We start from the raw sequence: 21,074 nt of genomic DNA, 5'->3' as shown, positions 1-21,074 counted from the left end.
CTCGGCGTCCGCCGCCGAAAGCCGCAGTTGAGCGCCCGACAGGCGCCCCGGGCAACGGACTTGAGGTTTCCGCGGCCCTTCAAAGCCCAGTGGTGTCTGACTTGCTCGGTCCTGTCACGTAATGCGAGAAATGCTCCCCGAAGACGGCCGGATGCGACCAGGGGAGTGCGATGAGCGGTACGGCTCTGGAACCCCCGGAGGCGCGGTCACCCGCGGTCGTCGAGGTGAGCCTGGAGATTCCCGCGCGGGAGCCCGTGGAGGACGCCGGCCGCGAAACCGGGCACGGAACCGGGCCCCGGACCGGGCACGGGCCCGGTCCGGGGCAGCCCCCCGCGGAGCGCCGGCAGGCCAGCCCCGCAGGGCTCAGCAGGCGCCGCGTGCGGCTGGTCTTCGTCGGGCTGATGCTCGCTCTGCTGCTGGCGGCGCTCGAACAGACCATCGTCGCCACGGCGTTGCCGAGGATCGTGGGCGAACTGCACGGCCTGGACCGGATGTCCTGGGCCGTCACCTCCTACCTCCTGGCCGCGACGATCGGGCTGCCGGTCTACGGCAAGCTCGGCGACCTCTTCGGACGCAAGGGGATCTTCCTCTTCGCCATCGTCGTCTTCGTCGCCGGCTCGGCCCTCGCCGGCTGGTCGCGCACGATGACGGAACTGATCGCCTACCGGGCGATCCAGGGCGTCGGCGCCGGGGGCCTCCTGATCGGCGTGCAGGCGATCATCGCGGACGTCGTCCCGCCCCGCGACCGCGGCCGCTACATGGGCCTGATCGGCGCCGCGTTCGGTGTGGCTTCCGTGGCGGGACCGCTGCTCGGCGGCTGGTTCACCGACGAACTCTCCTGGCGCTGGTGCTTCTACATCAACGTCCCCTTCGGCCTGGTCACCCTCGTCGTCACCGCCCTGGTGCTGAAGCTGCCGCGCCCGGCGGGACGTCCGAAGCTCGACGTGCTCGGGACGCTACTGCTGGCGGCGTTCTCCACGTGCCTGGTGCTGCTGACGAGCTGGGGCGGAACCGAGTACGACTGGGACGACACCGTCATTCTCGGGCTGGCGGCGGGCGGGGTGCTGAGCGCCGTGCTGTTCGTCGCCGTCGAAAGCCTCGCGAGCGAACCCGTCCTGCCGTTGCGCCTCTTCCGCGACTCCGTCTTCAACGTCACCGGCGTCGTCGGAGTGGCTGTGGGCATCGCGCTGTTCGGTGCCGCGAGCTATCTGCCGGGCTTCCTCCAGATGGTCGACGGCGTGAGCGCGACCGGGTCCGGACTGCTGATGCTGCCCATGATGGGCGGGGTGGTCCTCTCCTCCACCGTCTCGGGCCAGCTCATCTCCCGCACCGGTCGCTACAGGATCTGTCCCGTGCTGGGCTGCGCCCTCTCGGCCGTGGGCATGTGGCTGCTGTCGCGGCTGGAGGCCGGCACCTCGCGCGAGGCGTACAGCGTCTGGATGGCCGTGCTGGGCCTGGGCATCGGGCTCGTGCTGCCCGTACTGATCCTGGCCGTGCAGAACTCCGTCCCGGTCCGTGACCTGGGCGCGGCGACCAGCGCCAACAACTACTTCCGCCAGATCGGCGGCAGCGTGGGTGCCGCGGTCTTCGGCACGCTCTTCGTCCAGCGCCTCACCGACGCGCTGGCCGTGCGCCTGCCGAACGACGTGCCCCACCGGCTTCCCGATCCTTCGTCGCTGACCCCGCAGGCGGTGCACAAACTGCCCGCTCCGCTCCGCGAGATCTACGTACAGGCCTACGCCGACGCCATGCCGCGCATCTTCCTGTACCTGGTCCCGGTCCTCGTGCTCGGGCTGATCTTCGCCTGCTTCCTCAAGGAGAAACCGCTCGTGAACGAGAACGCCGCCGTCCCCGAGGCCCGCACCCCGGCGCACACCCCCTCGGCGGCAGACACGGCGAGCGCCCCGCACGCCGGAGGCGTCCCCGTGTGCGGGAGCGTGCGCCATCACGACGGGAGCAGCGTGCCGCGCGCGGCGCTCACCCTCATCGACACGTCGGGGAAGCAGGTCGGGCGGAGTGCGACGGGGGAGGACGGACGGTATGCGCTGAGCACGCCCGCCACCGGCTCCTACGTCCTGATCGCCGCGGCGAGCGGTCATCAGCCGCAGGCGGTCGGCGTCACGGCGGCGGAACGCCCCGTCGAGCTGGACATCGTGCTCGGCGGCGCGGGACGCCTGGCGGGCTGCGTGCTCACCCCGGACAGGCAGCCGGTGCGGGAGGCGGCGGTGACCCTCACCGACGTACGGGGCGAGGTCGTGGCCGCCACCCGCAGCGGCGTGGAGGGGAGTTACGTCCTGGACCAGCTGGTGGCCGGCGAGTACACGCTCGCCGCGAGCGCCCCCGCACACCGTCCCGCCGCGCTGCCGGTGTCCGTACCGGCCGCGCGCGAGACACGGCAGGACATCGAACTGGCGGGCGGCGCAATGCTCCGCGGCACCGTGCGGGCGGCCGGCGGACGGGCCGTGGAGGATGCGCGCGTCACTCTGCTCGACGCGGCGGGCAACGTCGTGGACACCGCGACCACCCGTGCGGACGGCGTCTTCCGTTTCGTCGACCTGGCTGCCGGCGAGTACACCGTCATCGCTGCCGGCTATCCGCCGGTGGCGACGGTGCTGCAGGTCGAGGGCGGCGGGCGCACGGAGCGCGATCTGCAGCTTGGGCACGAGAGCTGAGGACCGGTCCTCGTGCGGTGGCTCCGCTTGGGGCCGGGCGCGTCGGGCGTTGACGCGACGCGTGTCGCGCGAGGCGGCAGAGACCCTTCGTCTGCGGGTGAAATGCCTGGTCAGCGGGGAGAGCGAGAGGGCTTCAGTGGTCGAGACCACAGGAGTTATCCACAAGGGTGTCACCGGGTTTGCGTACCGCGTAACGTTCCCGGCATGAAGATCCTCATCAGCGCCGACATGGAAGGCGCCACCGGCGTGACATGGCCCGCGGATGTCCTGCCGGGCACCCCCCAGTGGGAGCGCTGCCGCCCCATGTTCACCTCGGACGTGAACGCAGCGGTGATCGGCTTCTTCGAGGGCGGTGCGGATGAGGTGCTCATCAACGAGGCGCACTGGACGATGCGGAATCTTCTGCTCGAACAGCTCGACGACCGGGCACAGATGATCACCGGAAGGCACAAGACGCTCAGCATGGTCGAAGGCGTGCAGCACGGCGACGTGGACGGCATCGCCTTCGTCGGCTATCACACGGGCGCCGGCACCGAAGGCGTACTGGCGCACACCTACTTGGCCAACTCCGTCACGGGCGTCTGGGTCGACGGGAGCCGCGCGAGCGAAGGGCTCCTCAACGCCCTCGTCGTCGAGGAGTACGGGGTGCCGGTGGTCCTCGTGACCGGTGACGACCGCACCATCGAGGACGCCAAGGGGTACGCCCCCGACGCCTACGGAGTCGCGGTGAAGGACTACGTCTCGCGCTACGCGGCGGTCTGCCGCACACCGGGGCGGACGGCCGCGGACATCAGGTCCGCCGCCGGCAGGGCCGCCGCCCTCGCCGTGCGGGCCAGTCCGTCGCCGCCTCAGGAACACACGGTGGAGCTGGAGTTCGACGCGGAGCATCTCGTGGGTGCCGCGACTGTCGTGCCCGGCGTGGAGCGCACCGGGGAGCGCCGCGTCGCCTACACCTCCCCGGGCATGTACGAGGGAATCCGCACGTTCAAGGCGGTCACGACGGTCGTCTCGGCAGCGGTGGAGGAGCAGTATGGGTGAGCACATCGACCAGGCGGCGCTCGACGAGGCGGTGACGTTCACCTCCGAGCTGATCCGCATCGACACCACCAACCGCGGCGGAGGCGAGGGCTCCGAGCGTGCCGCCGCGGAATACGTCGCCGAGCGGCTCTCCGGTGCGGGCATCGAGCCGCAGATGCTGGAGAAGGCCCCGGGGCGTACGAACGTCGTGGCGAGGATTCCCGGTTCCGATCCGGGGGCCGACGCCCTCCTCGTGCACGGCCACCTCGACGTGGTGCCCGCGGAGCCCGCCGACTGGAGCGTCCACCCCTTCTCGGGCGAGATCTGCGACGGTGTGGTCTGGGGCCGCGGCGCCATCGACATGAAGAACGCCGACGCGATGGTCCTGGCCGTGGCGCGGGCATGGGCGCGCGCGGGCGTGCGGCCGCGCCGCGACATCGTCCTGGCCTTCACCGCGGACGAGGAGGACAGCGCCGAATACGGTTCGGACTACCTCACCGACCACCATCCCGGCCTGTTCGAAGGCTGCACCGAGGGCATCAGCGAGTCGGGCGCCTTCACCTTCCACGCCGGCGACGGGCTGCGGCTCTACCCCGTCGCCGCGGGGGAGCGGGGCACCGCCTGGCTCGAGCTCACCGCCCGCGGCAAGGCCGGGCACGGCTCGAAGGTCAGCCGTGCGAACGCCGTGAGCAGGCTCGCCGCCGCCGTCGCCCGCATCGGTGAGCACGAATGGCCGCAGCGGCTGACTCCGACGGTGCGTGCCGCCCTGAAGGAACTGGCCGTGGTGCACGGCCTGCCCGAACCGGACACCGACGCCCCGGACTTCGACGCCGACAAGCTCCTCGCCCAACTCGGTCCCGCCGCCGCCCTGGTGGAGCCCACCGTTCGCAACAGCTCCAACCCGACGATGCTGAGCGCCGGTTACAAGGTCAACGTCATCCCCGGCAGCGCCACCGCCTTCGTCGACGGGCGGATGCTCCCCGGCGGGGAGGAAGAGTTCCACCGTACTCTCGACGAGCTCACCGGCCCCGACGTGGACTGGGAGTTCCACCACCGTGAGGTCCCCCTCGAGGCCCCGGTGGACGCACCCGCGTACGCAGTGCTGCGAGAAGCCCTGGAGCACTTCGACCCCGGCGCTCACGTCGTCCCGTTCTGCATGTCCGGCGGTACCGACGCCAAGCAGTTCTCCCGGCTCGGCATCGCCGGTTACGGCTTCACGCCGCTGAAGCTGCCCGAAGGCTTCGACTACCAGGCGCTCTTCCACGGCGTGGACGAACGCGTCCCCGTGGACGCCCTGCACTTCGGCACCCGCGTCCTCGACCGCGCCCTGCTCGCTCTCTGACCCGACCCCACGGAGGCTCATCACACATGGTGAAGACCACGGCACCGTACGGCAGTTGGCCCTCCCCGATCGACGCCGCCCTCGTCGCGTCGCACGACGGCCGGCCCGATTACCTGGGCGCCGTCGGCGAGGAGGTGTGGTGGACGGAGCCCCGCCCCGCCGAGGGCGGCCGGCGGGCCCTGATGAGGCTGTCCGCGGACGGCGGGGAGGCCCGGTCGGTGCTGCCGGCACCGTGGAACGTGCGCAACCGCGTCATCGAGTACGGCGGCGTGCCGTGGGCGGGCATCGCGCGCGACGAGGGCGGGCCGCTGATCGTCTTCACCCACTTCGCGGATCAGCGGCTCTACGCCTACGAGCCCGACGTGCCCGACCGGGCGCCCCGCCCCCTCACACCCGTCGCGGAAGTCGTCCCCGGCGGGCTGCGCTGGTGCGACCCGCTGCTCGTGCCCGAGGGCCCCGCGGGGCCCGAAGTCTGGTGCGTGCTCGAGGAGTTCACCGGCGAGGGACCGACCGATCTGCGGCGAGTGATCGCGGCCGTGCCGCTGGACGGCTCGGCGGCCGACGACCGCGGGCACGTGCGGGAGCTGACCGACGACGCGAGCCGGTTCGTGACGGGGCCGCGGCTCTCCCCGGACGGCAGCCGCGCCGCGTGGCTCGCCTGGGACCACCCCGCCATGCCCTGGGACGGCACGCAGGTGAGGACCGCCCGTGTGACCGCCGCCGGCGGGTTCGAGGACGTGCGGACCGTCGCGGGCGGCCCGGAGGAGTCCGTGGCGCAGGTCGAATGGGCACCCGACGGGGCGCTGCTGATGTCCTCCGACGAGTCCGGCTGGTGGAATCTGCAGCGACTCGATCTCGACGCCTCCGCCACCGACCCCGGCCGCAGACGCGATCTGTGCCCCCGCGAGGAGGAGTTCGCGGCGGGGCTGTGGCGCATCGGACAGAAGTGGTTCGTGCCGCTGGAGAGCGGCCCGATCGCGACGCTGCACGGGCGGGGCGGCCTGCGGCTGGGTGTGCTCGACCCGCACAGCGGAGAACTCGCCGACTCCACCGGCCCCTGGACGGAATGGGCGGCGGTCGCGGCCGCGGGCGACCGGGTCTTCGGCGTCGCGGCCGGGCCGCACAGTTCGTACGAGGTCGTGGAACTCGACACGCGCACCGGCCACAGCAGGGTCGTCGCGGCACACCACAAGGACCCGGTCGACCCGGCTCACTACCCCCAGCCGCGTGAGCGCACCTTCACCGGTCCCGACGGCCGCGACATCCACGCCCAGGTCTACCCCCCGCGCCACCCCGGATACGAGGCACCCGAAGGGGAGTTGCCGCCGTACGTGGTGTGGGCACACGGCGGTCCGACGAGCCGTGCGCCACTCGTGCTCGACCTGGAGATCGCCTACTTCACCTCACGTGGCATAGGCGTCGTGGAGGTCAACTACGGGGGATCGACGGGCTACGGGCGCGCCTACCGCAACCGGCTGCGCGAGCAGTGGGGCATCGTCGACGTCGAGGACTGCGCCGCCGTCGCACGCCGGCTGGCGGCGGAGGGCGAAGCCGACCCGGCACGGCTCGCCGTGCGCGGCGGCAGCGCCGGCGGCTGGACCAGCGCCGCCTCCCTCACCTCCCCTGCCGCGGAAGGCCTCTACGCCTGCGGGACGATCAGCTATCCGATTCTCGATCTCGCCGGCTGGGCCACCGACGAGACCCACGACTTCGAATCGCAGTACCTGGAGTCCCTGGTCGGGCCGCGCGAAAGCGTCCCCGAGCGTTACCACGACCGTTCCCCCCTGCACCACGCCGACCGGGTCGGCGTGCCCTTCCTGCTGCTGCAGGGGCTCGACGACGTGATCTGCCCGCCCGTCCAGTGCGAACGCTTCGTGGCCGAAGTCGACGGCAGCGGAGTCCCGTACGCCTACCTCACCTTCGAGGGGGAGGGCCACGGGTTCCGCCGCGCTGAGACGATCATCCGAGCCGTGGAGGCCGAACTCTCCCTGTACGCACAGGCCTTCGGCATCGAACGCGACGACGTACCGGTACTGGAGCTGAACCGATGAGCAGCAGCACGACCACAGCCACATCCACATCCGCAGTCACGGCACTGACCAGGCCGTCCCGGCTGCGTCGGGGCGACCGTGTCGCGATCGTCGCGCCCAGCGGCCCGGTTCCCGAGGAGCGGCTGAAGGCCGGCCTCGCCGCGCTTCGCGAGTGGGGCCTGGAGCCGCACGTCGGCCGGCACGTCCTCGATCCGCACCCGTCCCTGGGACATCTCGCGAGTACCGACGAGCACCGGGCCCGGGACCTCCAAGAAGCCTGGTGCGACCCGTCGTTCGCGGCCGTCGTCTCGGCGCGGGGCGGCTACGGCACCCAGCGCGTCCTCGACCTGCTCGACTGGGACCGGCTGCGCGAGGCGGGCCCGAAACTCTTCGTCGGCTACAGCGACCTCACCGTCCTGCACGAGGCCCTCTCGCAGCGCCTCGGCCTCGCAACCCTGCACGCGCCGATGCCGACCACCGCCGCGTTCCTCGAAGACGCAGCGACGCGTGACCACTTGCGGCGCTCGCTGTTCGACCCCGAGTCGGTCCTCACGGTCGGGCCGGGCGAGGGAAGCAGGACGCTCGTCCCCGGCCGCGCCCGCGGCATCACCCTCGGCGGGAACCTCTCCCTCCTGGCTGCCGAGCGCGGCACCCCGCACGCCCGTCCCTCCGCCGACGGCGCCATCGTGCTGCTGGAGGACATAGACCAACCGCCGTACAGCATCGACCGGATGCTGACGCAGCTGCTGCGCTCGGGCTGGTTCACCGGCGTCGCCGGCATCGCCCTGGGGTCATGGACGGCGTGCGGTGACCCGGAGGAGGTCGGCGCCGTGCTGCGTGACCGGCTCGAACCGCTGGGCGTTCCCGTCGTGGAGGAGCTCGGCTTCGGCCACGGCCCGTCCACGCCCACCCTTCCACTCGGCGTCCCGGCCGTACTGGACGCCGACGCCCGCACTCTCACCTACGACGAACCGGGACTGCTGTGACCGCAATCCAAGCCCCCATCCCACCGCTGCCGCCGGGCGAGCCCGATCCGTCCGTCGCCGACCCGCACGCGCTGCTGCGCGGCTACCTCGACTACTACCGCGACACCCTGCTGCGGAAGCTCGACGGCCTCTCGGAGACGGACCTGCGGGTCAGCCGCGTGCCGTCCGGCTGGTCGCCGCTGGAGCTGGTGCGGCACCTGACCTACGTCGAACGCCGCTGGCTGGCATGGGGGTTCGAGGCCGAGCGGGTTCCCGACCCGTGGGGCGACCGAGGCGGCGACGACAGGTGGCGCGTCCCCGACGGAGCCACGACGGCGGACATCATCGACGCCTTCCGCGCGCAGTGCGACCGCTCCCGCGAGATCGTCCGCGAGGCCCGCCTGGACGCCCACGCGCGGCTCGGCGGACGCTTCCCCACCGAGGACGAGGCGCCGTCGCTGGCCTGGATCCTCTTCCACCTGCTCCAGGAGTACGCCCGGCACGTGGGGCAGCTCGACGTGGCGAGGGAACTGGCGGACGGAGCGACGGGGGAGTGAGCCGGCCGGTGCCCGTCCGCCCTACGGCCCGGTCATGAACTCGTGTGCTGTTCGAGGAACTCAGCGATGTGGTGGGCCAGCTCCTCACCTGCATCCTCTTGGAGGAAGTGCCCGGCACCGCTGATGACCGGATGATCGAGCCCTTGAGCGCCTCGCATCTCGCGCTGGAAGACCGGGGCCATACCCCCGGTGATGGGGTCGCCGTCGCTGAAAGCCACCGACATCGGAGTCGGGCTGTCGCGCAACGCAGCCCAGGCGGCCCGGTTGGCCGGAGCGGCGGGGTCATCCGGTGAGGTGGGCACCAGTCCGGGCATCGCCCGGGGGCCGGCGCAGTAGGAACCGTCCGGGAAGGGCGCGTCGTAGGCTGCGCGTACCGCGTCGCTCATCCGGCGCTGACATCCGGACTGCACGAACCGGCCGATGTCGAGGGTGGGCCCGCCCTGGATGGCTTCGCGGAACTTCCACCAGATGTCGGGCATCGGGAAGTCGCCGGTGGGCAGGCCGGTGTTGGCGACCACCAGACCCGCGAAGCGCTCAGGGTGCTCGGCAGCCAGCCGCAGCCCGATCAGGCCGCCCCAGTCCTGCCCGACCAGCGTCACGCCGGTGAGGCCGAGCTGATCGAACACCAGAGTTCGTACCCATTCGACGTGGCGGGCGTAGGTGTGGTCGAACACCTCGGTCGGCTTGTCGGAGCGGCCGAAGCCCACCAGGTCCGGGCAGACGACGCGATGGCCGGCCGCGGCCAGCACCGGCATCATCCGCCGGTACAGAAACGACCACGACGGCTCACCGTGCAGCATCAGTACGGGACCGGCATCGGGGGGTCCGTCTTCCACCCATGCCATCCGCAGTTCGCCGCCTTCGTCGTCGGACACGTGGGCGTACCGGGGCTCGTAGGGGAAGTCGGGGAGGCCGGCAAACCGCTCGGCGGGGGTGCGCAGGATCTGCATGGCCCTCGACCCTATTAGGCCCTGTCGTTCCGATCTCCGCGGGCCCGCGACGACAGCTACGGCGCCTCTCCCCCTGGCTTCGCCGGGCGGCGCCCCGGCGTTGTCGGAGTCGTCCGGGAAGCCGGTTCCCGACGTGACCCCGGTTCGGCCGGCGGGGGAGTGAAATGGGCCGCGTCCGGTGCCCGTTCAGAGCTCGGCAACCTCCGCCAGGGCCCGTACCTGCTCCGACATCCGCACGGAGTCCGACAGGTCGCCGTCGCCGTCGAGGTGGTACAGCAGGAAGTCGACGAGGCGTGCCACTGCCCAGGCGCGTACGCGTGTCACGTCCGTACCGGTCGCGTCGGCCACGAGCGCGGTACGCCGGGCGAGCACCCGCTGCGGGTCGGGATGTCCGAAGGGATCGTCGATCTGCTGGATCAGCGGCCACGGGTCGAACGCGGGGTCCCCGTACATCGGCTTGGTGTCGATCGCCAGCCACGGCTCGCGTTCAGCGGTCAGGAGGTTGCCCGGGTTGAAGTCGCCGTGGACGACGGTCTCCCGTCCGCCGGCGCACGGGAGTTCGCGAAGAAGCCCGGCACCGAGCAGGAAGAGACCGGTGTCGACACCGGCGGGCCAGTCGTACCGCTCGATGCGTTCCTCGGCGAGATCGGCCCAGCCGGCCGCCACCACCGACAGGCGCTCCACGGACGGCACTTGGTTTCCGCCGCAAGTCCCCGTGCCCGGGCCCGTCCCCGTCTCTGTGCCCGCCCCCGCCCCCGTCCCGGTGTCAGCGCCGCCACCTGTGTCCCCGGCGCCCGTCTCCGTGCCCGCTTCCCACAGCCGCCGCAGCACCCCGGCGCCCAGCAGGAGCCGTTCCTCCGCGGGCAGGCCGGTCGCCGCGCGCAGCTGCCTGCCCGGTTCGCAGCGCTCCAGCAGCAGCGCGTACCGCTCCGGATCGTGCTCGTGGACGAGTACCGAACCGCGGCCCGCCCACAGCTTCAGCGCCTCGCCCTCGGGCCGCGCCTCCAGGTGCGGCCACGTCAGCTTCAGCACGGCGGCGGTGCCGTCGGCCCGCCTCGCCGGAGCCACCCAGGAGCAGCTGCCGCCGTGGTACGGGGCCTGGAGCCGAAGCTCCCAGCGGTCGCGGAACTCCTCGACCTGGGCGGGCAGTTGCTCCAGCCACTCGCGTCCGCTCGCGGTGCGCCGCATGTCGTTGAGCACCGGCAGCGACGCCGGGAAGAGCCGGGGGTCGGTCACGGTACGTTCGTACCATGACCGCCGGCCCCACCCCTCCCCCAGCTCCCGCCGCCCCGGAGACCCTGATCGTGCGGGTGTCCGGGAACGCCGCCCGTGCCGCCCGGGAACTGGAGTGGCTCTCGGAGGAGGAACGGGCACGGGCGGGGGCGTTCCGGCGTCAGGAGGACCGGGACCGCTATCACGTCGCACACACCGCGCTCCGCCGCGAGCTCGCCCGCCGAACCGGCACAGCGCCGTCGGAGCTTCCGCTGGTGCGGGCCGACTGCCCCGTGTGCGGCGGCGCGCACGGCAGACCCGGGCTCGCGGGCGACGCCGTGCACTTCTCGCTCTCGCACGCGGGAGATCTGGTGCTCCTCGCGTTCGCCGCCGCACCCGTGGGAGTCGACGTCGAGTCGCTGCCCGGCCCGTCCGTCGTCGAAGAGGTCTCGCGCTCCCTCCACCCCCGGGAGCGGGACGAGCTCGCCGCCCTGCCGGCGTCGCACAGGCCCGCGGCGTTCGCCCGGTGCTGGACCCGCAAGGAGGCCTATCTGAAGGGCACCGGCAGCGGTCTCGCGGAGGAGCCGTCGGTGACGTACGTCGGCACCTCGCAGCGGGCCGCCTCACCGCCGGGCTGGCACGTCGGCGACATCGCCGTGCCCGCCGGCTACGCCGCCGCGTGGGCCCTGCGCGTCTGACCGCTCACCGCGGACGGGACGACGGCGGACCGCCGCGGCGTTTTGTTCACCGCGGCCTGTTCACCGCGGCCTGTTCACCGCGGCCTGTTCACCGCGGCCTGTTCACGTCGGCTTGTCCACGGCGGCCTGTTCACGGCGGCCTGTTCAAGGTGACGTCCACCGTGTTCCATGGTCATCAGGGGCCCCGGGAAGGCGGCGGTCACCCACGGAGGATCGAGGTAGCCGTGCCGACGACACTGCGCCGCACCACCCTGACCCTGCCCGTCTCGCCGGTCGGCCCGGAGAATCCGCTGCCCGCGCTCGCGCCGCTCGACGAGATGCACACCATCGGCGAGGACGAACGCGCCGCGCTGCCGCCCGACATGGCGCGTCAGGTCGGCTACGCGCCGCTGCGGTCCGTACTGCCCGCCCGCATCCTCGACGGCTACACACGCGAACGCGCACCGGCCCCCCTGGATGCTCTGGTCCTGGAGAACGACCGGCTGCGCGCGACCGTGCTCCCGGGACTCGGCGGCCGCCTCCACTCCCTGCACCACAAACCCACGGGCCGCGAACTGCTCTACTCCAACCCCGTGGTGCAGCCCGCGGACTTCGCCCTGAACGGCGCGTGGTTCTCCGGCGGCATCGAGTGGAACATCGGCGCGACCGGTCACACCACGCTCTCCGTCGCACCCCTGCACGCTGCCCGCGTACCGGCCCCCGACGGGGGAGACATGCTGCGGCTGTGGGAGTGGGAGCGGCTGCGCGACACCCCGTTCCAGGTGGACCTGTGGCTCCCGGAAGGGTCCGACTTCCTCTACGTGGGCGTGCGCATCCGCAATCCGCACGACCGCACCGTGCCCGTCTACTGGTGGTCCAACATCGCGGTGCCGGAGGACGAGCACACCCGTGTCCTCGTACCGGCGGACGAGACCTGGTACTTCGCCTACGAGCAGCGCCTTCGCCGCATCCCCGTGCCCGAGTGGGACGGTGCCGACCGCTCGTACGCGCTGCGCAGCGAGTTCCCGGCCGACTACTTCTACGAGATCCCCCGCGAGGAGCGGAAGTGGATCGCCTCCCTTGACGAGCAGGGCTCAGGCCTCGTCCAGACCTCGACGGACCTGCTGAGGGGCCGGAAGCTGTTCGTGTGGGGTCACGGCCCCGGAGGGCGGCGCTGGCAACAGTGGCTGACCGAGCCCGGCACCGGCGGCTACGCCGAGATCCAGGCGGGCCTCGCACGCACCCAGCTCGAACACGTGCCGCTGGAGGCGGGGCGGGAGTTCGCATGGCTGGAGGCCTACGGGCCGCTCACCGCAGACCCGGCCATCGTGCACGGCCCCGACTGGGCCGCCGCACGCGGACACACCGCCGCCCGTCTGGAGGAGGCCCTGCCCCGCGCCGACGTGGACGCGGCCTTCGCGGCCTGGCGCCCGCACGCCGACACCGAGCCGGAGGCCGGGGAGGACGGCCGCCTGCTTGCCACCGGCTCCGGATGGGGAGCGCTCGAAGTGGCCCGGGGCGGCCATGAGTTGCGCGGCACGCCCTTCCCCCGGGAGACGCTGGGCGAACAGCAGCGGCCCTGGGCACAGTTGCTGACGAACGGCCGTTTCCTCGACGACACCGCAGGCGGCCACGCCGCTCCGACCACGTCCGACCCCGGCCCTTCGCTCGTCTCCGACGCCTGGCGCGACCAGTTGGAGTGCGCCCCCTCGGGGCCGCTGACCGACTACCACCTGGGCGTCGCGCAGTGGCACGCCGGCGACCGCGCACAGGCCGTACGCAGCTGGGAACGTTCCGCCGCGGCGGCGCCCACACCCTGGTCCCTGCGCTGCCTCGGATTCGCCGACGCCTACGACGACGCCGCCGGAGTGCACCCCGAGCGTGCCGCCGACCGCTACCTGGCCGCCCTGGACCTGGCGACGGCCGCCGGTGCGCCCACCCTCGCCGCGTTCGTACGGGAGGCCGTGCCCGTCCTGCTCGCGGCGGGCCGCACGGCCGCCGCCTGCGAGGCGCTGGATCTGCTGCCGCCCGCGTACCGGCAGCGCGGCCGCTTCCGGCTCCTTCGTGCCCAAGTGCTGCTCGCGAACGACGAGAAGGAGGCCGCGCGGGCCGTCTTCGACGAGGGGTTCGAAGTCGACGATCTGCGGGAGGGCGACGAGGTGCTGGCCGGGACCTGGGCGGCGATCACCTCGGACCCGCTGCCCGCTCGGTACGACTTCCGGATGCGCCCGGCGTGACGAGCCGGGCCGGGAACGGGCATCCCGGCCCCAGAAACAGGCACACCGGTGGACCGCGCGGGCCGCGCCGCCCCAGGGCACGCGGCCGCGCGGACTGCAAGGAAACGGGCCGATACGGTCACGATCGCGCCGGTACTTGGCCTGGTCCCCGTGTTCGAGGGGCTGTACAACTCTGCACACGGGCCCGAACGGGCAGATCCGTGACCGTACGGAGAGGGAAGGAGCATCGTCCATGAGCGCGGAGGAACGTCAGCGGGAGATCGTCGGGGCCGCCCGGCGAGGCGGTTCCGTCGACGTCGCCGAGCTCGCCGCCGAACTGGGCGTCGCGAAGGAGACGGTCCGCCGTGATCTGCGCGTACTGGAGTCCCACGGGCTGCTGCGCCGCACGCACGGAGGCGCGTACCCGGTGGAGAGCGCCGGCTTCGAGACCACGCTCGCCTTCCGCACCACCATGCACGTACCGGAGAAGCGCCGCATCGCCGCCGCCGCGGTCGAACACCTCGGCGAGGCGGAGACGGTCTTCATCGACGAGGGCTTCACGCCGCAGCTCATCGCCGAGGCCCTGCCGCGCGACCGTCCACTGACCGTCGTGACCGCCTCGCTCGCCGCGGCGGGCGCGCTCGCGACTGCCGAGGAGATCACCGTGCTGCTCCTCGGCGGGCGCGTGCGGGGCGGCACGCTCGCCACCGTCGATCACTGGACGACGAAGATGCTCTCCGGTTTCGTCATCGATCTGGCCTTCGTCGGAGCCAACGGCATCTCCCGCGAACACGGCCTCACCACACCGGATCCGGCCGTGAGCGAGGTCAAGGCGCAGGCGCTGCGGGCCTCGCGGCGCCGCATCTTCGCGGGAATGCACACGAAGTTCGGCGCGGTCAGCTTCTGCCGCTTCGCGGAGGTCGGCGACTTCCAGACGATCGTCACCTCCACGGGACTCACCGCCTCCGAGGCCCATCGGTACTCGCTGCGCGGACCTCAAGTGATCAGGGCCTGACGGCCCGTACAGGACCTGCGCTCTGCTGTCCGGCCGACGGTCCGCTCCGCGCATCAACCGCCCGTTTCGCCCCCTTATGACCAGGAGACCGCACATGCGCACCCGCAGTCGCCACAGGACACGCGCAGTCATAGGCGTCGCCACGGCCAACGTGCTGCTGGCCGCCTGCGCCGGCGCCGGGAGCCTCGCCACCGGCGGCGACACCATCAACGTCCTGATGGTGAACAACCCGCAGATGGTCGAGCTGCAGAAGCTCACCGCCAAGCACTTCACCAAGAAGACCGGCATCAAGGTCAGGTTCACGACGCTCCCGGAGAACGATGTCCGGGACAAGATCGGACAGGACTTCGCCAACCAGGCCGGCCAGTACGACGTCGCCACGATCAGCAACTACGAGGCGCCGATCTACGCCAAGAACGAGTGGCTCAAACCCCTCGACGGCTACCTGAAGAAGGACAAGGACTTCGACCAGAAGGACATCCTTCCGCCCATCCGCGAGTCCCTGAAGGGCGAGGACGGCAAGACCTATGCCGAGCCCTTCTACGGGGAGTCCTCCTTCCTGATGTACCGCAAGGACATCTTCGAGAAGAAGAACCTGACGATGCCCGACAAGCCGACCTGGCCGCAGGTCGCCGACCTCGCCGCGAAGGCCGACGGGGCGGAGAAGGGCATGAGCGGCATCTGCCTTCGCGGACTGCCCGGCTGGGGCGAGGTGATCGCTCCGCTCACGACCGTCGTCAACACCTTCGGCGGCACCTGGTTCGACAAGGACTACAAGGCCAGGCTGACCGACCCCGCGTTCGTGAAGGCCACCAAGTTCTACGTCGATCTGGTCCGCAAGCACGGCGAGTCCGGCGCCACCCAGTCCGGCTTCGCCGAGTGCCTCAACAACATGACGCAGGGCAAGTCCGCCATGTGGTACGACGCCACCTCCGGCGCCGGCTCGCTCGAAGCGGCCAAGTCCCCCGTCAAGGGCAAGATCGGCTACGCGCCGGCACCGATCGTGAAGACGAAGTCCTCCGGCTGGCTCTACAGCTGGGCATGGGGCCTGCAGAAGGCCTCCCGCAACCAGGACAAGGCGTGGAAGTTCATCTCCTGGGCCTCCAGCAAGGAGTACGAGCGGCTGGTGGGCGAGGAGTTCGGCTGGGCCAACGTCCCGGCGGGCAAACGCACTTCCACCTACCGCATACCCGAGTACAAGAAGACCGCCGGCGCATTCGGCGAGACCACGCGCAAGGCCATCACCGAAGCCGACCCGCGCAATCCGGGCGTGCAGGAACGCCCCACCATCGGCATCCAGTTCGTGGACATCCCCGAGTTCTCGGACCTGGGCACCAAGGTCTCCCAGGAGATCAGCGCGGCCATCGCCGGACGGCAGTCCGTCGAGACGGCCCTGAAGAAGTCGCAGCAGCTGGCCGCAGAGATCTCCGAGGAGTACGAGGGGCGAGGGCAGTGACAAATACGAAAGACACGACGAACACGACCGACACCACGACCACCGCGACCGCATCACCCGGCGCGTCCGCGCACGGCACCGCGCCGTCCGCGCCGCCGGCGAAACCACCGGCCGGGCTGCGCGCCTGGGTCACCCGCGCGCCGCTGATGCCCGCGCTGATATTCCTGATCGTCGTCACGCAGCTGCCGATGGTGGCCACGCTGGTGATCTCCGTCTTCGACTGGAACGCCCTGTACCCGGAGGCACGTTCCTTCGCCGGACTGGCCAACTACGGCGAGGTGCTGGGCGATCCGGAGCTGCGCAAGTCGGTGTTCACCACGATCCTCCTCACGGTCACCGTCGTGCTCGTCAGCCTCGTGCTGGGCATGCTCCTCGCCCTGCTCCTCGACCGCCGCTTCAGGGGACGCGCGGCCGTCCGCACGATGCTCATCGCGCCGTTCCTGCTGGTGCCCGTGGCCGCCGCCCTCCTGTGGAAGCACGTCCTCTACAACCCCGAGTACGGGCTCTTCAACGGCGTACTGCACTGGCTCTTCGGCGACGGCGCCCCCCAGCCCGAGTGGGTTCCCGAGATGCCGCTCGGCGCCGTCGAGGCGTCGCTGGTGTGGCAGTGGACGCCGTTCATGATGCTGATCCTGCTCGCCGGGCTGCAGAGCCGCCCCACGGAAGCCGTCGAGGCCGCCCGCATCGACGGTGCGGGCGCGTGGCAGGTCTTCCGCTACATCACGCTGCCGCATCTGCGGCGCTACCTGGAGCTGGCCGCGCTGCTCGGCACCGTCTACATCGTGCAGAACTTCGACGCCGTCTTCACCATCACCTCGGGCGGTCTCGGCACCGCGAACCTGCCGTACACGATCTACCAGACCTTTTACCAGGGCCACGAGTACGGCACGGCCTCCGCCGCCGGCGTACTCGTCGTGATCGGCTCCATCATCATCGCCACCCTCGCGCTGCGGGTGGTCTCGTCCCTCTTCCGCGAGGAGGCCGCATCATGAGCGCCGCGACGAACGTGAATTCCGCACCGCCCGCCGTGGAGACCGCCCCCAGGAGGGTGCGCAGGACGAACGCCGCGCTGGGCCTCGTCGCCTGGCTCGTCGGGCTCGTCTTCGTGCTGCCGGTGCTGTGGATGGCCCTGACCTCGCTGCACTCCGAGGCCGACGCCGCCACGAATCCGCCGTCGCTGGCGGCGCCCCTCACACTCGACGGCTACCGCGAGTTCTTCGGCGCCGGGGGAGGACCCAGCCCCTGGTTCTCGCTCGCCAACTCCCTGACGGCGTCCGTCGTCTCGACCGCGTTCGTGCTGCTGCTGGCGCTGCCCGCCGCGTACGCGCTGTCCATCCGCCCCGTGAAGAAGTGGACCGACGTCCTGTTCTTCTTCCTCTCCACCAAGATGCTCCCGGTCGTCGCGGGGCTGCTGCCGATCTACCTGTTCGCCAAGAACACCGGGACGCTGGACAACATCTGGCTGCTCGTCGTCCTCTACACCTCCATGAACCTGCCGATCGCGGTGTGGATGATGCAGTCCTTCCTCTCGGAGATCCCCAGCGCCCTGATCGAGGCAGCACAGATAGACGGGGCCCGGCTTCCGGTGATCCTCACCCGCGTCGTCGCGCCCATCGCCATGCCCGGCATCGCCGCGACCTCCCTGATCTGCTTCATCTTCAGCTGGAACGAGATGCTCTTCGCCCGGGTCCTGACGGGTGTGATCGCGCAGACCGCACCCGTCTTCCTGACCGGATTCATCACCAGCCAGGGCCTGTTCCTGGCGAAGGTGTGCGCCGCGTCGCTCGTCATCTCCCTGCCGGTGCTCGCGGCGGGGTTCGCCGCCCAGGACAAGCTGGTCCAGGGCCTGTCTCTAGGAGCCGTGAAATGAAGGCAGCTCTCGTCGAGTCGGTGGGCAAGGTCGGCCTCACCACCGTGCCCGACCCGGCACCCGGCCCCCGTCAGGTCGTCGTCCGGGTGGCCGCCTGCGGGCTGTGCGGCACCGATCTGCACATCCGCCAGGGCGAGTTCGCACCGTCGCTGCCTCTCGTCCCCGGTCACGAGTTCGCCGGCGAAGTCGTCGGTGTCGGCAGCGAGGTGACGGAGCTGTCCACCGGCGACCGGGTGGCGGTCGACCCGTCCCTGTTCTGCTACGAGTGCCGCTACTGCCGCACCGGGCACAACAACCTGTGCGAACGCTGGGCGGCGATCGGAGTGACCACGGCCGGCGGCGCCGCCGAGTACGCCGTCGCGCCCGTCGCCAACTGCGTGAAGCTGCCCGAGCACGTGCGCACCCAGGACGCCGCGCTCATAGAGCCGCTGTCCTGCGCCGTACGGGGTTACGACGTCCTCAAGAGCCAACTCGGCGCTCACGTACTGATCTACGGCTCGGGAACCATGGGCCTGATGATGCTGGAACTGGCCAAGCGGACCGGCGCCGCCGCCGTCGACGTGCTCGACCTGAACGAGGAGCGGCTGGCCACCGCCCGGCGGCTGGGCTGCTCCTCCGCGGCCGCGACCGCCGACGAACTGGACCGTCCGCAGGGCTGGGACCTCGTCGTGGACGCCACGGGGAACGCCGCCGCCATCCAGGACGGGCTCGGCCGCGTCGCCAAGGCCGGAACCTTCCTCCAGTTCGGCGTCTCCGACTACGCGACGACCGCCACGATCGAGCCGTACAAGATCTACAACCAGGAGATCACCATCACCGGCTCGATGGCCGTCCTGCACAGCTACGAGCGTGCGGCCGAACTCTTCGCGGGCGGCGTGCTGGACCCGGAGATCTTCATCTCCGACCGCCTACCCCTGGACGAGTACCCGGACGCCCTCGACCGCTTCGCGGCGGGAAAGGGACGGAAGATCGTCGTGGTGCCGTGAGCTGGTGAAGACCCGCCCGCCCGCGAGGAGTTCGCGGGCGGGCCGATCCGCCCCGGGGCGCCGCGCCGGAGCGGCAGGCCGTTCTTCCCCGGGGCCGGCCGGGTGCCGGCGCACACGGTCCGGCCGCCGCCCCTCGGCGGTGCGCGGAACGCTCAGCCCTTGACGGCGGAGCCGGCGACTCCCTGGACGAACCATCGCTGGAAGAACGCGAAGACGACCAGGACGGGGAGGACCAGTAGCACGCCGAAGGCGAGGATCTGGCCCCAGTCCACCGGCTGCTGGCCCTGGAAGACGCTGATCGCCAGCGGCAGCGGGCGCACCGAGGGGTCGGAGACCATCAGTACGGGCCACAGGAACGAGCCCCACTGGATGAGGAACGTCAGGATCGCGACCGACGCGAACGCCGGCTTGCTCATGGGGACGATGATCGCGAAGAAGGTGCGCCAGGGTCCGGCGCCGTCGATGCGGGCGGCTTCCTCGATGCTGCGCGGGATACCGCGGAAGAAGGTGGCGAACTGGTAGACGGAGAACGCGTAGGCGATGAAGGGGAGGGCCTGGATGTAGATGGTGTTGCGCTGCCCGTTGAACATGTAGAAGAGCGGGACCGCGACCGCCTCGAACGGCACCAGCATCAGCAGCAGGACGATCGTGAAGACGGCGCGCTGGCCCCGCCAGTGCAGCCGGGTGAGTCCGTAGGCGGCCATGGAGTTGACGAGCAGGCCGCCGAGGACCACGACGGTGGCCAGGAGCACCGAGATGCCCATGAAGCGCCAGAAGTAGCCGGTGGCGTCCGAGTCGAAGTTGTCCAGAACGGCGGCGTAGTTGTCGAAGGACAGGTTGGTCGGCAGGAAGCCGGTCAGGCCGCCCAGCACCTCGTCGGAGGGCTTGAAGCTGCCGAGTATCAGATAGAGCGCCGGCAGGACGAAGACGAAGGCCAGCACGCTCAGGACGGTGTAGTCGAAGAAGCGGCGAAGTGGTGTGCGGATCATGATCAGTCCTCGTTGCCGGGGCGGACGACGCGGCGCTGGACGAGAGTCAGGACGACGACGATCAGGAAGAAGACGATGGTGATCGCGGATGCCTGGCCGATGTTGTTCTGGTCGAAGGCAGTGGTGACGGCCTGGTACATCACGGTGCGGGTGGCGTCCTCGTGGAGTCCGCCGCCCTTGACGAGTACGTAGACCTGGTCGAAGACGCGGAATGCCAGCACCGAGGTGAGCAGGGCGACGAAGACGAGAGTGCCGCGGATGCCGGGCAGGGTGACGTGGCGGAACTGCTGCCACCGGGAGGCCCGGTCGAGTTGGGCGGCCTCGTAGAGCTCGCCGGGGATCTGCTGGAGGCCGGCGAGCAGGATGACCATCTGGAAGCCGACGCCCTGCCAGATGGACAGCACGATGATCGAGGCCATCGCGGTGGCAGCGCTGCCGAGCCAGTCGAAGGCGCCCCAGTTGCCGAAACTCACCGCATCCAGTGCGGAGTTGAGCATGCCCTGGTCGCTGCGGGCCAGGATGAGCCGCCAGATGACCGCGACCAGAGCCATGGGGAAGACGACCGGCATGAAGAACAGCGACCTGAAGAGGCCGATGGCCTTCAGCTTGCGGTTCAGCAGGATGGCCAGGCCGAGGGCGAGGGCGGTCTGAAGGGGGACGACGGCCACGGCGAAGGTCAGGTTGTTGAGCAGGGCCCGCAGGAACGGGCCGGACAGGTCGGGGTCGGTGAAGATCCGCCGGTACTGCTCCAGGCCGGAGAACCGGGGCGGGAGCGGTGAGCCGAGCAGCACGTGGTGGAAGGACAGGAAGACGGCGTAGACGAACGGCACGCCGACGAAGGCGATCAGTCCGCCGAGGGCGGGTGCGGACATCAGCAGCCCGTGCACCCAGTCGCGGTGGGGACGAGGAGACCGTACGGACTTCGGGGATCTCGGCGGCGGGCTCGGCTTCCGCCCGTCAGGCGCTGCGGGCGCGGGGTTCACGGTGGTCACGGTGGAGTCCTGTTCCCGGCCGGGAGGGGTGGCGCCGTCGGCGTCCGTCCCTCCCGGCCGATGGATGCGGCTAGGGCGTGTTTCGAAGTAGCGTCGTCCGCCCGTTAGGGCGGGCGTGGCGCCGCCCC

General features: G+C 71.1%; 17 protein-coding genes. 13 read left to right on the top strand and 4 right to left on the bottom strand.

Annotation, left to right across the window (positions count from 1 at the left end; all coding sequences use genetic code 11):
• Window positions 1–170: 170 nt before the first annotated feature.
• The 6 genes from H180DRAFT_RS17980 to H180DRAFT_RS17955 all read left to right on the top strand — a co-directional run bounded on the left by H180DRAFT_RS17980 (window position 171) and on the right by H180DRAFT_RS17955 (window position 8,583).
• The gene (locus H180DRAFT_RS17980; protein WP_055487109.1) at window positions 171–2,672 is read left to right on the top strand and encodes an MFS transporter; all 2,502 of its coding nucleotides are present in this window, start codon (window positions 171–173) and stop codon (window positions 2,670–2,672) included.
• Window positions 2,673–2,876: 204 nt separating this feature from the next.
• On the top strand, window positions 2,877–3,710 hold the full coding sequence (locus H180DRAFT_RS17975; RefSeq protein ID WP_055487108.1) for a M55 family metallopeptidase: 834 nt from the start codon (window positions 2,877–2,879) through the stop codon (window positions 3,708–3,710).
• Window positions 3,703–5,031 (top strand): M20/M25/M40 family metallo-hydrolase, encoded by a 1,329-nt coding sequence (locus H180DRAFT_RS17970; RefSeq protein WP_055487107.1) that lies wholly within the window; start codon window positions 3,703–3,705, stop codon window positions 5,029–5,031. Before H180DRAFT_RS17975 ends, H180DRAFT_RS17970 begins: the two co-directional genes overlap by 8 nt.
• Before the next feature lie 29 nt (window positions 5,032–5,060).
• The gene (locus tag H180DRAFT_RS17965) at window positions 5,061–7,082 is read left to right on the top strand and encodes a S9 family peptidase (RefSeq protein WP_055487244.1); all 2,022 of its coding nucleotides are present in this window, start codon (window positions 5,061–5,063) and stop codon (window positions 7,080–7,082) included.
• Window positions 7,079–8,047: a S66 peptidase family protein gene (locus H180DRAFT_RS17960; protein ID WP_055487106.1), complete on the top strand. Its 969-nt coding sequence runs from the start codon at window positions 7,079–7,081 to the stop codon at window positions 8,045–8,047. The genes H180DRAFT_RS17965 and H180DRAFT_RS17960 overlap by 4 nt, the downstream gene beginning before the upstream one ends.
• The gene (locus H180DRAFT_RS17955; protein ID WP_254666070.1) at window positions 8,044–8,583 is read left to right on the top strand and encodes a DinB family protein; all 540 of its coding nucleotides are present in this window, start codon (window positions 8,044–8,046) and stop codon (window positions 8,581–8,583) included. Before H180DRAFT_RS17960 ends, H180DRAFT_RS17955 begins: the two co-directional genes overlap by 4 nt.
• Window positions 8,584–8,615: 32 nt before the next feature.
• Here the strand turns inward: H180DRAFT_RS17955 and H180DRAFT_RS17950 are convergent, their stop codons facing one another.
• Together H180DRAFT_RS17950 and H180DRAFT_RS17945 are read right to left on the bottom strand one after the other, a co-directional pair.
• On the bottom strand, window positions 8,616–9,533 hold the full coding sequence (locus H180DRAFT_RS17950) for a haloalkane dehalogenase (RefSeq protein ID WP_055487105.1): 918 nt from the start codon (window positions 9,531–9,533) through the stop codon (window positions 8,616–8,618).
• 186 nt (window positions 9,534–9,719) lie between these two features.
• Window positions 9,720–10,769, bottom strand: a complete 1,050-nt coding sequence (locus tag H180DRAFT_RS17945; RefSeq protein ID WP_079100205.1) for an aminoglycoside phosphotransferase family protein — start codon at window positions 10,767–10,769, stop codon at window positions 9,720–9,722.
• 14 nt (window positions 10,770–10,783) lie between these two features.
• Here H180DRAFT_RS17945 and H180DRAFT_RS17940 point away from each other — a divergent pair, with 14 nt between their 5' ends.
• From H180DRAFT_RS17940 to H180DRAFT_RS17910, 7 genes are all read left to right on the top strand, one after another.
• Entirely contained in the window at window positions 10,784–11,443 is a 660-nt protein-coding gene (locus tag H180DRAFT_RS17940) for a 4'-phosphopantetheinyl transferase family protein (protein WP_055487104.1), read from the top strand.
• A 224-nt stretch (window positions 11,444–11,667) separates the two neighbouring features.
• The gene (locus H180DRAFT_RS17935) at window positions 11,668–13,659 is read left to right on the top strand and encodes a DUF5107 domain-containing protein (RefSeq protein WP_055487103.1); all 1,992 of its coding nucleotides are present in this window, start codon (window positions 11,668–11,670) and stop codon (window positions 13,657–13,659) included.
• A 232-nt stretch (window positions 13,660–13,891) separates the two neighbouring features.
• Entirely contained in the window at window positions 13,892–14,653 is a 762-nt protein-coding gene (locus tag H180DRAFT_RS17930) for a DeoR/GlpR family DNA-binding transcription regulator (RefSeq protein WP_055487102.1), read from the top strand.
• Window positions 14,654–14,747: 94 nt separating this feature from the next.
• Window positions 14,748–16,109 carry an ABC transporter substrate-binding protein gene (locus H180DRAFT_RS17925; protein WP_055487101.1) on the top strand — a complete coding sequence of 454 codons (1,362 nt, stop codon included), beginning with the start codon at window positions 14,748–14,750 and terminating at the stop codon, window positions 16,107–16,109.
• Window positions 16,110–16,255: 146 nt separating this feature from the next.
• Window positions 16,256–17,101, top strand: a complete 846-nt coding sequence (locus tag H180DRAFT_RS17920; RefSeq protein ID WP_079100222.1) for a carbohydrate ABC transporter permease — start codon at window positions 16,256–16,258, stop codon at window positions 17,099–17,101.
• Window positions 17,098–17,979: a carbohydrate ABC transporter permease gene (locus tag H180DRAFT_RS17915; protein WP_055487099.1), complete on the top strand. Its 882-nt coding sequence runs from the start codon at window positions 17,098–17,100 to the stop codon at window positions 17,977–17,979. Before H180DRAFT_RS17920 ends, H180DRAFT_RS17915 begins: the two co-directional genes overlap by 4 nt.
• Window positions 17,976–18,965 carry a zinc-dependent alcohol dehydrogenase family protein gene (locus H180DRAFT_RS17910; protein ID WP_055487098.1) on the top strand — a complete coding sequence of 330 codons (990 nt, stop codon included), beginning with the start codon at window positions 17,976–17,978 and terminating at the stop codon, window positions 18,963–18,965. Before H180DRAFT_RS17915 ends, H180DRAFT_RS17910 begins: the two co-directional genes overlap by 4 nt.
• Before the next feature lie 152 nt (window positions 18,966–19,117).
• Here H180DRAFT_RS17910 and H180DRAFT_RS17905 read toward each other — a convergent pair whose 3' ends face one another.
• Both H180DRAFT_RS17905 and H180DRAFT_RS17900 read right to left on the bottom strand, forming a co-directional pair.
• Window positions 19,118–19,954: a carbohydrate ABC transporter permease gene (locus tag H180DRAFT_RS17905; protein ID WP_079100204.1), complete on the bottom strand. Its 837-nt coding sequence runs from the start codon at window positions 19,952–19,954 to the stop codon at window positions 19,118–19,120.
• A 2-nt stretch (window positions 19,955–19,956) separates the two neighbouring features.
• A complete protein-coding gene (locus H180DRAFT_RS17900) occupies window positions 19,957–20,946 on the bottom strand; it encodes a carbohydrate ABC transporter permease (protein ID WP_055487097.1) in 990 nt (329 codons plus the stop codon).
• Between the last annotated feature and the right edge of the window lie 128 nt (window positions 20,947–21,074).

The sequence above is a fragment of the Streptomyces sp. WMMB 322 genome (assembly GCF_900090145.1).
Taxonomy (GTDB): Bacteria; Actinomycetota; Actinomycetes; order Streptomycetales; family Streptomycetaceae; genus Streptomyces.
This window is presented reverse-complemented; position numbering and strand designations above follow the sequence as displayed.

Coding starts and splice junctions, on each gene's coding strand:
- H180DRAFT_RS17980 (WP_055487109.1), top strand. CDS start 171: ATGAGCGGTACGGCTCTGGAACCCCCGGAGGCGCGGTCACCCGCGGTC.
- H180DRAFT_RS17975 (WP_055487108.1), top strand. CDS start 2,877: ATGAAGATCCTCATCAGCGCCGACATGGAAGGCGCCACCGGCGTGACA.
- H180DRAFT_RS17970 (WP_055487107.1), top strand. CDS start 3,703: ATGGGTGAGCACATCGACCAGGCGGCGCTCGACGAGGCGGTGACGTTC.
- H180DRAFT_RS17960 (WP_055487106.1), top strand. CDS start 7,079: ATGAGCAGCAGCACGACCACAGCCACATCCACATCCGCAGTCACGGCA.
- H180DRAFT_RS17950 (WP_055487105.1), bottom strand. CDS start 9,533: ATGCAGATCCTGCGCACCCCCGCCGAGCGGTTTGCCGGCCTCCCCGAC.
- H180DRAFT_RS17940 (WP_055487104.1), top strand. CDS start 10,784: ATGACCGCCGGCCCCACCCCTCCCCCAGCTCCCGCCGCCCCGGAGACC.
- H180DRAFT_RS17930 (WP_055487102.1), top strand. CDS start 13,892: ATGAGCGCGGAGGAACGTCAGCGGGAGATCGTCGGGGCCGCCCGGCGA.
- H180DRAFT_RS17925 (WP_055487101.1), top strand. CDS start 14,748: ATGCGCACCCGCAGTCGCCACAGGACACGCGCAGTCATAGGCGTCGCC.
- H180DRAFT_RS17920 (WP_079100222.1), top strand. CDS start 16,256: ATGCCCGCGCTGATATTCCTGATCGTCGTCACGCAGCTGCCGATGGTG.
- H180DRAFT_RS17915 (WP_055487099.1), top strand. CDS start 17,098: ATGAGCGCCGCGACGAACGTGAATTCCGCACCGCCCGCCGTGGAGACC.
- H180DRAFT_RS17910 (WP_055487098.1), top strand. CDS start 17,976: ATGAAGGCAGCTCTCGTCGAGTCGGTGGGCAAGGTCGGCCTCACCACC.
- H180DRAFT_RS17905 (WP_079100204.1), bottom strand. CDS start 19,954: ATGATCCGCACACCACTTCGCCGCTTCTTCGACTACACCGTCCTGAGC.